The sequence below is a fragment of the Myxococcales bacterium genome, assembly GCA_016712525.1.
Lineage (GTDB): Bacteria > Myxococcota_A > Polyangia > Polyangiales > Polyangiaceae > JAAFHV01.
The window spans coordinates 1,722,094-1,733,815 of sequence record JADJQX010000001.1 but is presented as its reverse complement, the minus strand read 5'-3'; the positions used below and the strand labels follow the sequence as shown (position 1 = coordinate 1,733,815).

Genomic DNA, 11,722 nt, shown 5'->3' with positions numbered 1-11,722 from the left:
TGCGCGGTTACGGGGTTTTGCCCCAAAACACAATGTAGAAAACGGGCTCGCCCGCGGCGAGACGTCAGGGATGCGCGGAGGCCGCCGGCTTCGCCTGCTCGTGCTCGGTCTCGTGCTGGCTCGAGCTCGTGTACGCCCACCACACGCCCGCCATGAGGAAGAGCGTCGCGCCGAGGGCAGGCAGCCACATCGGGGTCTTCGGCTCGGGGAGGGTGTGCGCGTGCGAGTCGGCCATGGCGGGGTTTTCCTCTAGGTCCATCGGGGTGTCAAGGTGCGCCCCCGTTCCGTGGCGAGGACGCTCGGAGGACGAGCGCGACCCGACCGACCGCGCGAGATCCGACCCACGCGGCGACCCGAAGATCCGACCGACGATGACGCCAAACCATCGAATTCACGAGACTTTTTGCTTTCGAAAGGCACCGAGGCGGCCGGGTCACCCCAAGCCGCCCCGGGAGGGCCGAACCCGCGTTCGCGCTCAGTGACGGGCGAGGAGGCCCTTCACGTTCATCACGCGCGTGAGGCCGCGGACCCGGAGGCTCGCGTACGGCGCGGCGTTCTCGGGGACGACGACGATGCCACCCTCGAGGTGGTCGTACTTGTAGACGTGGGCGCGCGCGTGGCCGACCACACCCCCGGAGTCGCCGAGGTAGTCGACCTCGGACACGGTGCCCTTGGGCTCTTCGGCGAGGGAGAGCGTCTCGCTGGAGGTGGGGACGCCGTTGCCGTCGAACGTGAAGGTGCGGTACGGCGAGCCGCCCTGCGAGCCCTGCGCCGAAGCCGACGAGGCGATGCCCTGGTTCACGCCGCTCACGGCGACGATGCGGTCGAAGAGCTTGCCGTACGTGTAGTCGCTGACCCACGTGTTGTCGCAGTAGCCCATCATGTCGGTGCCCTCTTCGGGCGAGACGTACTGCTTCGAGAGGATGTCGTAGCCCCACGTGCCGATGGTGCCGCCCTTGTACGGGAAGCTGCGGTCGACGCCCTGAGCGCCGCCACACGGGGCGTGCGGGCGGCCGTGCGCGTGGCCGATCTCGTGGGCCATCGTGTCGGCCGACTCGGTGCCTTCGTACCCGAGGCCCACGCTCGCACGGAGCGCCGAGTCGCTCGCGTCGTCGACGAGGCCCGAGAGTCCGCTCACGCAGCCGCGGCGGCAGAAGCTCTCGAAGCTCGTCTGGGGGACGAACACGCCGTAGTAGTAGACGTCGCTCGCGGCGCGGTCGCGGCGGCGAAGGCTCACCATCGCGTTCAGGATTTGGTCGAAGCCGGCGCCGTTCGCCGTGATGGCGGTCGTCCAGGGGTAGGGCTCGCGCGCGGTGACCTGCACGTCGGTGGCGGGGTAGAGCCCCATGAGGGTGCGCTTGTAGATTCCGAGCTGCGCCTCGCTCACGTCGGGGGTGCGGCCCGAGCCGTCGGCGTCGTACTTCACCGGGACGACCACCACCTTGAGGACGCCCGTCGCCTGCACGCCGAGGTCGTCGAAGGCGTCGCCCGCGGGGTAGCGGACAGGCGCTTGGGACGCGTTGAACCCCTGGCCGCCGTCGTCCGTGAGGGAGACCGAGAACGTGGCGCCCACCGTGAACGCGTCGGCCGGGAGGTCGAAGTTCAAAGTGGAGGTGGCGGTCGCGTCGGACGAGGCCCGCGAGATGCCGCGCGTGTCGCGGAACTTCTGCTCTTTGCCGTCGGCGCCCTTCACGGTGAGCTCGCCGGCGATACGGCCCGGGGTGAAGCCCTCGGCCGGAGACACGTACACGCGCACGAGGCCCGCGCGACCCGCGACGATCGGGGCGTTGCGCTCTTCGACGCGCGCGCCGTCGGCGACCACGGGGACCTTGACGCCCTGGAAGACCGCGATCTGCGTGATGCCGACCTTGGCGGCCGGGGACTTCGGGGCCGACGGGAGCCCACCGTTGTCGCCCGAGCCTCCACCGCCCACGGGGTTGCCGTTCGCATCCACCTTGATGACTTCGGTGGTGCACGCGGCGAGGAAAAGGGAGGCGAGAGCGAGGCGGGCGAGCTTCATGTGGGCGTCTCCGTCGTTCCGGGGGATCCGGATGCGATCTGGGGCCGTGTTGTGACAGTTTTTTTTGGAAGCGCCCACTCCATGACGTGAGGTGGAACTCTACAACCCCACCGTAACCCGCAGAATTTGCTGGTGGTTTTTGGATCCACCGGTCGTCCCGCTGACCAGAACCCATTGTTCCGCGAACGAGCCCCAAATGTAGCTTGATGGTTGGCGAGGAACGCGGTAAGAGACGCCGTTTCCCGAAGCGCCACTAGCTCAGCTGGATAGAGTGTCGGCCTCCGAAGCCGAAGGTCACAAGTTCGAATCTTGTGTGGCGCGCCATCGTAACGACCCACACTCTCTCTGCGAGAGGCGGGACCCGCCGCGGATTTCAGGGGCGGTTGCGAACCATCAGGCGTTCCACATGGCCTCCGCCGGGGCGATCTCGACACTCCAGCTCGCAAGAGCACTGCGCTTCTGCGAACGGCGGGGCGCGGATGTCGGCTCCGCCATCCGCGAGCTCGGTCTCACGGCCGACGTGTTCGCCGATCCACGTGCCCGGCTTCCCTACGAGGTCGCCGAGAGGCTCCAAAATCACCTGCTCGCGTTGATCGACGAACCAAACTTCGGTCTGAAGCTCGCAAGGGACGTTCAGGATCCGGGGATCATGGACCCCGGGCTCCTGCTCCTCATGGCGAGTCCCACTGTCCTCGTTGCGCTCGAACGAATGGTTCGCATTCAAGCGTATTGGACGGACGGGCCGCGGGCCGCGCTGATCGAAGATCCTCGCGGCGTGGTAGTCCGGGCGGCGATGCCTTTCGACGCGGGGCTCGCCGCACGCCACGCCGACGAATGCTTTTTGGCAGAGGTGGTCCTCGGCGTTCGCTCATTTTCGGGCACCGAGATCGCGCCCGCATGCGTTCGGTTCCGCCACGCGGCTCCCGTGGACGTTACCGAGCATTGCCGAATTTTCGGAGAGCACGTCGTGTTCGGCGCGCGGGTGAGCGAGCTCGTGTTCTCGCGTGACGTCCTCGAGCTTCCGTTGCGACACGCAAACGAAGCGTTTGCACACATCTTCACCGTTCAAGTCGAGCTGGCCATCGCACGGCTGCAGCCTAGCTCTCGACACTCGAACGTCGTTCGCGACATCGTCCGAGCGACGCTCGTCGGAGGACGATGCTCGCTCGTTCAAACCGCGAAGCTGATGGCAACGAGCTCTCGAACCCTCCAGCGCAGGTTGAAAGACGAAGGAACGACCTTCGAGTCGATCGTCGAGCACCTCCGACGAGAGCTCGCGCCGGCGTTACTGTCGAAAGGGATGACGTACACGCAGGTCGCCGAGCAGCTCGGCTACTCGGACGACTCGGCGCTGCACCACGCGATGAAACGGTGGAACGATCCCTGACAGCACGCGCCAAAATGACTGTTCGATGCCGCCATCGGGGAACCGCCCGGTGAGGCGCGTCTACAAGCCGCGCATGCAACGACGTGGAAGCGACATCGCCCTATTTTTCGCAATCGCGTGCGCCATCACGTGGACGAGCGCAGCCCCCGCGGCACGCGCATGGATGGCACACGAAAATCCGTCGCCCGGCGCAATCGCCCTCGCGGGCGTCAGCGCGTTTGGCCCCCTACTCGCGGCCCTCGTCGTGGCGTGGCGAAGGAAGACACTTCGCGAGGTCTTCGGACGATGGAAGACCCATCCGAAATGGCTCGTGCTGGCGTTCCTCGCACCGGCGGCCATTCATCTCGCGGCGAACCTCTCCTACACAGCGATCGGCGGAACGCCCGATCGCTGGCTGCACCTGCCGCTCACCCCGGAAGCATTCGCGGCAATGATCGTCTTCCCCCTTGGCGAGGAATTCGGGTGGCGAGGTTTCTTGCACGCTCGCGCTCTTGAGCGATGGGGGGCCGTGCGCGGAGCGCTGCTCGTCGGCTTGATGTGGGGCGTGTGGCACCTCGCATACGCCGTAACGCCGACATCCTCCGGTTTCGATTGGCTCACCTTCGCCATGAATATGCTCTTCACGCTGGCCTACGCGCCAGTGATCGCGCTCTTCATGGAGAGATCGGGCCGCAGCATTGCGGTCGCGCTCGCCATCCATGCGGGCGCGCACTTCGATCACCTCGAAGCGGCCCCCCTCGCTCTGGTCGGGCTGCATGGCTTCAACATCGTCTTTGCGGCCATCGCCTCGACCTGGGCCTTGGTTGCGCTGCGCGCGGGCGACAAGCGGCGTCACGACCAGAACGCTCCGAGCCTGCGGTAAGCCCTGCAATCCGCACGCTTCCGCGTATGGATCCCGCGTAGCGCCTCCGGCCCGGCCCGCGCGAAGACGAGCGTAGGCTCCAAGTTCTCCATGCGTTCTCCGAGCGGCGCCTTGTCGCCTGTTGATTTGGGGACCGAGGGCCGTCCCTGGTCCCTCTGCCGACAGCGACGAGGAAGCCCCCGCGGTAGCGAGCGCGTGTGCGCTGGAAGGCGTGATCAGCGGCACGTGGCGCACGTGGCGAGGTCGAGGCGGGGCGTCGTGGGGCCCTCTTCGACGGACTTTTCGGCGAGCGCGCGCACGAAGCCCCAGGGGATCTCGGTGGCTGCCGAGAGGCGACCGTCGGGCTCGAGCTTGGGGCCTCCGAGGCCCATGAAAATGGCGTCCGGGCCGTCGGCGGGGTCGCCCGTCCAGCGGCCACCCACGAGCTCTCCGTCGCGATCGAGCGCGAGCTCCGCGGTGTACGACATGGGCACCGGGACGACGCCGACACGCGTGTAGCGGCTGCCGTCGGGTGCGCTCCGGTCGGGCACGTTCACCTTCGCGTAGGAGAGGGTCGTCGAGCTCACGACGAGATCGATGCGTACGTCGACGAGGCGGTCGACCTTGCCGTCGAGAGCAGGTGCGCGAGGCGTCGTGCCGGGCGCGCGGGGAGTGCCGGTGAGCGTGATCGTGGCGGCGGCGACGGCGTAGTACTGCTTCGCGATCGTGGGCAGCGCGTCGATCAAGAACGACTCACGCGCGAGGCCGATGCGGTTCGCGAGGGCGATCACCAAGACGGCCGGGCTCATGCTGCACGTGCGGCCCGAGTCGAACGCGACCTCGCGGCAGAAGTCTCCGACGATGCGCTCGTCTTGCGCGGTGTAGTAGGCGACCGACAGGAGCGATTTCACGTCGTTCGGGTGAAAACGCACCTTCTGCCCCGAGGGGCCGACCACCTCGACGACGCGAAAAGGCTCGGGCACGACGAGGGACGCGGTGGCGACGCCGTTGCAGCGCCCACTCCAATACCGAGGGTGACCGTTGTGCGAGTGGCCGAGCCCCTGGCGCGTGGCCGGGAAATCGAGCTTTCCGAAGGCGATGTCGACCTTCTCGGTGGGCGCGAGCGTGAAGAGCCTCGCTTCGGCGGAGGCGTCTCCACCGGCCGCCTTCGTGAGCCAGGCGCGGGCCTCGGCCTCGGTGGGCGGATCGAAGCCGGTGAGCGTGCGCGTGCCGAGCCGGACCGAGCCCTCGGTCCATCGCCCTGCCTCGCCTCCGTACCACGAGGGGAAGAACGTCGAGGACCATGGCTCGGCGCGAGGCTCGAGGCGGCGACCGAAGAGGCCGAGGCGCTCGAGCTCGGGGAGGCGTGTCACGAGCTTGTTCTCGGGCAATCCGTCGCGCGGGAGGTCCTCGAGGCGCCCCGCGTCGGCCGTGCCCACGGGCTCGAGGACGCGCGGGACGGTGGGCGCGAACGTCTCGGGCATCGCCACGCGCAGGCCCACGGCAACAGCGAGCCACGCGGCCGACGCGAGGAGCACACGGCGAGGTGTGGGCTCCGTCTCGGCGAGCTCGGGCCTGCGCGAACGTAGGAGGGACACCGCGAGCGCGACCGGCGCGGCCGCATAGAGCACCTCGTTCGCGAACGTGAGGAGGCCGAAATACCCGAGGTACTCGGTGAGCCCGACCGGGCACGCGGGCAGGAGCTTCCACGGCGAGGCGACGCGCACGGGCGAGAACGGCGCGAAGAGCGCCACGCCCACCTCACCTTGTGTGAGCGCGTCGAGCACGCCGTGGCTCGCCGCCGAGAAGAGCAGGAACAGGAAGACGCGGCGGTGCTCGGGCCCGCGGCGATCGAGGCCGCGCCCCACGAACCACGTCGCGACCGTGGCCAGCACGATCGACGCGAGCAGCGAGTGGAAGAGCCCGCGGTGCCCGAGCGGCTCGTTGGCGCGGATCTCGAGCGCGTACGTGACGACGTCGAGGTCGGGTAGACACCCACACAGTACGCCCGCCAAGAGGGCTCGCCGCTCGTGGCTCTTCGGGAGCGCGAGCGCCCTCGAGGCGAGGAGCGGGAGCGCGGCGTGGGCGAAGAGCGAGGCCACCTAGTCGCCCGCGGGCTTCTTTTTCCGGGGAAAGGTCGCGTAGATCCAGAACGGAGCGAAGATGAGCAGCTCCACGACCATCACGTAGAGACCACGCGCCGACAGCAAGCGCGCGCCGATCGGCGAGACGGGGATGAAGCGCAGCGGCGCCCAGAACCTGTGATCCGAGAACGGCCAGAGCAGGGCGCACCCGAGGCCACCGCCGAACGTCATGGTGTCGAGCAGGCCGTGGCTCACGGCGACGAGGGCCGTGAAGAGCGCGGTGCGACGCGCGGGGAGGCCACGGCGCTCGGCGAAGGCGTAGGCGGCGAGGCCCACGACGAGCGCCACGACGATCGAGTGCGTCGCCCCGCGATGACCGAGCTGATCGCCGTAGTCGACGCCGAAGAGGAACCCCACGGCGTCGAAGTCGGGCCAGATCGAGACGACGCAGAACGCCGCCATGGCCCTCTTCATGGTCGACGGCTCGTTCGAGTAGGCCCGACCCGCCGCCAACCCGACCGCAAAATGACCGATGCTCGCCAAGGGATCACGAGCTTACCAAAAGTCGGCGGAGTGGGCGGCTTCGTCGCCGCGCGAGGCTCGAGCCCCCGACCGACCCGCGACGTGAAGGATGGGTGCAGGTCGGGCGCGCACGTCAGCGGGAGGTCGCTTTCGCGCGGGGGCGGCGCCGTGCTGCGCGAGGCCGCGGTGGCTCGGGATCGGCGGGCGCGGTGTGCTCCGTAGGGGTGGTGCCGTCTGCGATGCGTCGCCAGAACCCCGCGAGGGTCTCCTGCTCGTCCGCCGAAAAGTGCGACAGAAAGTCCCTCCGGACGAGGGCCACGTGGGCCTTCGCCGCCGCGAGGAAGTGCGTTCGACCTCGCGACGTGAGCACGGCGTAGGCGCCGCGGCCGTCCTCCTCGGCGCCTACGCGGTCCACGTAGCCCGCGCGGACGAGGCGATCCACGGCGCGGCTCGTGCCGCTGCGCGAGAGCAGGCTGCGAGCTGAAAGGTCTTGGATGCGCGCGCGCCCGTTCCCCTCGAAGGCGAGCCGAAGCAGCACCTCGAGCTCCGCGTGCGTGATGCCGAACTTGCGACGAAGATCGTCCTCGATGCGCTGGAAGAGCCGCCCCTGGGCGACGACGAAGCCGCCCCAGGCAGCGCGTTCCAGCTTCGTGAAGAGCTCGCCCATGCCCCATCGTTGACCCAAAGTGGCCCGGAGTCCATAATACGTGCGTGCGCACACATCTACATGCAGAGGCCCGGCCGTGAGCGGAGAGCGAGCCATGGAGGGACGCGTCGTCCTCGTGACCGGCGCGACCGGCGGCATCGGGCTCGCCACGGCCGAGGGGCTCGCGCGCCTCGGGGCGACCGTAGTGCTCTCCGGGCGCAGCCGCGACGCGGCCGAGCGCGCCGTCCTCGAGCTCCGCGGCAAGCTCGCCGGCTCGGGGGCGGTGGACTTCGTCCTGGGGGACCTCGTCACGAAAGAGGGGGTGCGAGCCGTGGCGCGGGGGTTCGTGGAGCGCTTCGCGAAGCTCGACGTGCTCGTGAACAACGCGGGGCTCATGGCGAGCCGCCCCGAGCTCTCGGCCGACGGCATCGAGACCGGGTTCGCCGTGAACGTCCTGGCACCGCTCCTCCTCACGTACGAGCTCCGCGGGCACCTCGCGCGCGGCGAGCGGCCACGTGTGGTGACCGTCACGGGAGGGTCGCACCCGGCCAAGCTCGATCTCGAAGACCTCGAGGGCGCGAGCGCGTTCGTCCCCCTCACGCGGTACTCGCACCACAAGCTCGCGATGATGGCGGTCATGCGCGCGCTGTCACGCCGCATCGCCCCGACGGTCAACGTCTGCTACCCCGGCCAAGCCGTGACGCGCATGACGAAGAGCGTGACCGCGGGCGACATGCCCTTCTTCATGCGCCTCGCGTGGCCACTCTTCCGCTTCATGATGCGCGACGACGGCGGGAAGTCGGCCGAGAAGGCCTCGCGCTCTTCGGTGCACCTCGCCTCGTCGCCCGCGCTCGAGGGCGTGACGGGGAGGTACTACGACACGCGCTCGAGAGAGGTGCCGTGGCCCGCGCCCCTGACGGACGAGGTCTGCGAGGCTGCCCTCCGCCACGCCGAGGAGCGCGCCGGCATCGACCCGAGGGCTTGGGCAACCTGAGGCCCGACACGGACGACGGCCCCCCCGCCGGGTGAGCGCCGCGACGGGACGTCAAATCGCGACGACCACCTTGCCGAAGTGGGACCCGCTCGCGAGGTACGTGTAGGCTGCACGGGCCTCGTCGAACGGGAACACGCGGTCGACGACGGGCCTCGTGCGGTTCGCGGCGAGGGCACGCACGAAGCGCTCGAACATAGAGACGGAGCCGACGTAGATGCCCGCGACGCGCAGGGTCTTCTGGAAGATGCCGTACGTGTTCACCTCCCCTTTCGTGCCGGTGAGCACCCCGAGGAGGCTCATGGTGCCGCCGTACCGGAGGGCCTTCACGGATTGATCGAAGGTCCCCGGGCCTCCCACGTCGACCACCACGTCGACCCCGCGCCCCCCCGTCAGCGCGCGCGCGGCGTCGCCCCACGCGGGATCGGCCACGTAGTCGAGGACGTGGTCGGCCCCGAGCGCCCGCGCCTTCTCGCGCTTCTCGGCGCTCGACGACGTGACGATGACACGCGCACCGGCGCTCTTCGCGAGCTGCAAGGCGAACACCGACACACCGCCCGTGCCCTGCACGAGCACGACGTCACCCGGGCGCAGCGTGACCGCCTCGAAGAGCGCGTGCCACGCCGTGAGGCCCGCGCACGGGAGCGTCGCGCCCTCTTCGAACGACAGGTGCTCGGGGAGCCGGATCCAGCTCGCCTCGGGGAGCACCACCTCTTCGGCGAGCATGCCGTCGCGACCGCCTCCGAGCGCCTGGGCGTGGTGGGCGTCGGAGAGGTCACCGTCGAGCCACGTAGGGAAGAACGACGCGGCGACACGATCGCCGACCGCGACCCGCGAGACGCCGGACCCGACGGCGACGACCTCCCCTGCCCCGTCGGACAGGGGGACCACCGGCGAGGCGCGGCCCTTCGCGCCGCGCGCGATCGAGAGATCGCGGAAGTTCAGGGACGCGGCGCGCACGCGCACCTTGACCTCACCCGGCCCGGGCTCGGGCGACGGGCGCTCTGTGGGAACCAGCACGTCGAACGGGTCTTTCGTTTCGCGGGGGACGATTTCGTAGGCTTTCACGGGGGCTCCTTTCGAGACGAGCGACAACGTCGTACCGTACGAACCATGGCGCAAGTACGCATGAAAACCGCAGGTACTACCGAAAAGGGAAGTATCGTGGAAATGGAAGCCACCCGATCGCGACGGGGGGACGACCATCGATCGAACTGCGCGGTCGAGGCCGCGCTCGGGGTCATCGGCGGGCGGTGGAAGGGCGTCGTGCTCTATTGGCTCCTCAAGGGAGGCAAACACAGGTTCGGCGAGCTCCGGCGGCGGATCCCGAGCTGCACCGAGCGCATGCTCACCGTGCAGCTCCGCGAGCTCGAGGAGGACGGCCTCGTGTCGCGCACGGTGTTCGCCGAGGTGCCGCCGCGCGTGGAGTACGAGCTCACCGCGTTCGGGCGCTCGCTCGAGCCCGTGCTGCTCGGTCTGCGCGAGTGGGGCGAGCGGTACAAACGGAGGCTCGTGTGAGGATGGCTCATCCTTTCACCGTGACGAGGGGCCAAAGGCGCGCGACCTTGCGCGCGACGTTCGCGTCCTCGACCGAGTCGACCACGGGCTCGACGTCCTTGTAGGCGTAGGGGGCCTCTTCCATCAGGCGCTTCTCGTATTTCGCGAGGACGTCGCGCCGGCGCGCCAGCATGGGAGATCGTGGGTCGATGGGCCCGACAACCCGGAGCTTCCCGAGCGCATCGCCGAAGCTACGGGACGGGGCATGCGCCGCTCGCCCACGCGAGATCGCGCGCCCCGCGCCGTGGCAGGCGCTCTCGAGTGCCGCGCCGTTCCCCGTCCCCGCGAGCAGGTAGCTCGCCGCCCCCATCGAGCCCGGGATGATCACGGGGCGACCGATCCAGTCCGGCGCCTCCGGGCCTTCGGAGGGCGTCGCACCTTTGCGGTGGAGCATGACGTCGCCTTCGCGGAAGACCACGTTGTGAGGCGCGTCGTAGACGAGACGCCCGCTCACGTTGCGGCCGGTCGCCTCGGCGATGGCCCGGAGCGCCATCTCCCCGAGGAAGAGGCGGTTCGCGAACGCGAAGTTGGCGGCGTTGCCCATGCCGTCGAGGTAGAAGAGCCCCTCCTCGGCGCGCGGACCGTGCGTGGGGAGCGGGAAAAAACCGCCCCGCGGCGAACGGACGGCCTGCGGGAACACCTCCCGCGCGCGCTCCATGAAATGCCCGCCCACGGCGTGCCCGAGCCCGACGGAGCCCGAGTGGACCATGATGGCGAGCGCCCCCTTCGTGAGGCCCCACGCCCGCGACGCGTAACCGTCGAGGAGCGCGTCGACCCGCTGGAGCTCGACGAAATGGTTGCCCCCGCCGACGCAGCCGATCTGCGGATCTCGCCCATCGACGGCCCCCGAAGAGCGCACGAGCCCCTCGAAGCCGAAGAGCCTGCGCGTGGGGAAATGTCCTTCATGGTGCACGCGCGCGACGTCGTCTCGCGCCGCGGCGAGATCGATGCGCCGCCAGATGCCGCGCGACGCGTTGTCCTCGCCCACGTCGAGGAGCGCGGGGAGGCCGCCGCGGAGGAGCGCCTCGCGCTGGCGGGGAGACATCGGGATGTCGCGCTCACCTCCGAAGAAGATGGCGCGGAGGCGCGCTTCGATCGCCGGGAGGTGCGGAAAAATGGCCTCGGCCGGCAAATCGGTCACGAGGAGGCGCATGCCGCAGCACACGTCGTTCCCGATGGCCTTCGGGACGACGAACGACCTCGCGCGCACGACCGTGCCCACAGGGACGAGCGCGCCTTTGTGGAAGTCGGGCGTGAGGACGACGCGATCGACGCCCGCGGGAGCGTCGCCGAAGAAGGGATGGGGAGAGGTGCGGTCGTGGGCGCGCACCTCGTCGATGGCGCGGACGACGTCGAGGAAATCGAAGAGCTGGTGAAAGGCGTCTTCCTCGAAGGGGACGCGGGAATTCGCGAAGAGACGAACGTCGACCCCAAGGGGGTTGTCGACGTGGAAGAACGTAGCGTCCGAGCTCGGACGCACGTAGCCAGGGAGGGCCATGATGGCTGCTTTCGAAGGAGAAAAGGGCGACTCACGCCTCGCCGGGACACGGCGGGCTCGTGGCGTTTCGTTCCTTCGGCGCGCGCGAACGCACCGACAGCAGCGGCATGACCTTGGATCGCGCGTAGGTGCGTGTCAAGGAAGGCGGCCGCGCGCACCACGCGCCACCGCGGCCT

At 69.3% G+C, this 11,722-nt stretch carries 11 protein-coding genes and 1 tRNA gene; 5 read left to right on the top strand and 7 right to left on the bottom strand.

Annotated features, from left to right (window positions below; genetic code table 11):
- Positions 1 to 64: 64 nt before the first annotated feature.
- Entirely contained in the window at positions 65 to 235 is a 171-nt protein-coding gene (locus IPK71_07395) for a hypothetical protein (GenBank protein ID MBK8213564.1), read from the bottom strand.
- 240 nt (positions 236 to 475) lie between these two features.
- Positions 476 to 2,020 carry a hypothetical protein gene (locus IPK71_07390; GenBank protein ID MBK8213563.1) on the bottom strand — a complete coding sequence of 515 codons (1,545 nt, stop codon included), beginning with the start codon at positions 2,018 to 2,020 and terminating at the stop codon, positions 476 to 478.
- A gap of 247 nt (positions 2,021 to 2,267) precedes the next feature.
- On the opposite strand from IPK71_07390, the gene IPK71_07385 reads away from it, so the two are divergent.
- From IPK71_07385 to IPK71_07375, 3 genes are all read left to right on the top strand, one after another.
- A tRNA-Arg gene (locus IPK71_07385) sits at positions 2,268 to 2,344 on the top strand.
- A complete protein-coding gene (locus tag IPK71_07380; protein MBK8213562.1) occupies positions 2,334 to 3,407 on the top strand; it encodes an AraC family transcriptional regulator in 1,074 nt (357 codons plus the stop codon). The genes IPK71_07385 and IPK71_07380 overlap by 11 nt, the downstream gene beginning before the upstream one ends.
- 73 nt (positions 3,408 to 3,480) lie before the next feature.
- On the top strand, positions 3,481 to 4,269 hold the full coding sequence (locus IPK71_07375) for a CPBP family intramembrane metalloprotease (protein MBK8213561.1): 789 nt from the start codon (positions 3,481 to 3,483) through the stop codon (positions 4,267 to 4,269).
- 215 nt (positions 4,270 to 4,484) lie between these two features.
- Here the strand turns inward: IPK71_07375 and IPK71_07370 are convergent, their stop codons facing one another.
- From IPK71_07370 to IPK71_07360, 3 genes are all read right to left on the bottom strand, one after another.
- Positions 4,485 to 6,350, bottom strand: a complete 1,866-nt coding sequence (locus IPK71_07370; protein ID MBK8213560.1) for a metal-dependent hydrolase — start codon at positions 6,348 to 6,350, stop codon at positions 4,485 to 4,487.
- The gene (locus tag IPK71_07365) at positions 6,351 to 6,875 is read right to left on the bottom strand and encodes a metal-dependent hydrolase (protein ID MBK8213559.1); all 525 of its coding nucleotides are present in this window, start codon (positions 6,873 to 6,875) and stop codon (positions 6,351 to 6,353) included.
- Positions 6,876 to 6,987: 112 nt separating this feature from the next.
- Entirely contained in the window at positions 6,988 to 7,521 is a 534-nt protein-coding gene (locus IPK71_07360) for a MarR family transcriptional regulator (protein ID MBK8213558.1), read from the bottom strand.
- A 76-nt stretch (positions 7,522 to 7,597) separates the two neighbouring features.
- On the opposite strand from IPK71_07360, the gene IPK71_07355 reads away from it, so the two are divergent.
- Positions 7,598 to 8,494 (top strand): SDR family NAD(P)-dependent oxidoreductase, encoded by an 897-nt coding sequence (locus IPK71_07355; GenBank protein MBK8213557.1) that lies wholly within the window; start codon positions 7,598 to 7,600, stop codon positions 8,492 to 8,494.
- Between the two features lie 51 nt (positions 8,495 to 8,545).
- Here IPK71_07355 and IPK71_07350 read toward each other — a convergent pair whose 3' ends face one another.
- On the bottom strand, positions 8,546 to 9,697 hold the full coding sequence (locus IPK71_07350; protein MBK8213556.1) for an NAD(P)-dependent alcohol dehydrogenase: 1,152 nt from the start codon (positions 9,695 to 9,697) through the stop codon (positions 8,546 to 8,548).
- On the opposite strand from IPK71_07350, the gene IPK71_07345 reads away from it, so the two are divergent.
- On the top strand, positions 9,662 to 10,009 hold the full coding sequence (locus IPK71_07345; GenBank protein MBK8213555.1) for a helix-turn-helix transcriptional regulator: 348 nt from the start codon (positions 9,662 to 9,664) through the stop codon (positions 10,007 to 10,009). The two genes, IPK71_07350 and IPK71_07345, sit on opposite strands and share 36 nt — an antisense overlap.
- Before the next feature lie 7 nt (positions 10,010 to 10,016).
- On the opposite strand, the gene IPK71_07340 is transcribed toward IPK71_07345, so the two are convergent.
- Positions 10,017 to 11,546 carry an RtcB family protein gene (locus IPK71_07340; protein ID MBK8213554.1) on the bottom strand — a complete coding sequence of 510 codons (1,530 nt, stop codon included), beginning with the start codon at positions 11,544 to 11,546 and terminating at the stop codon, positions 10,017 to 10,019.
- Positions 11,547 to 11,722: the final 176 nt, after the last annotated feature.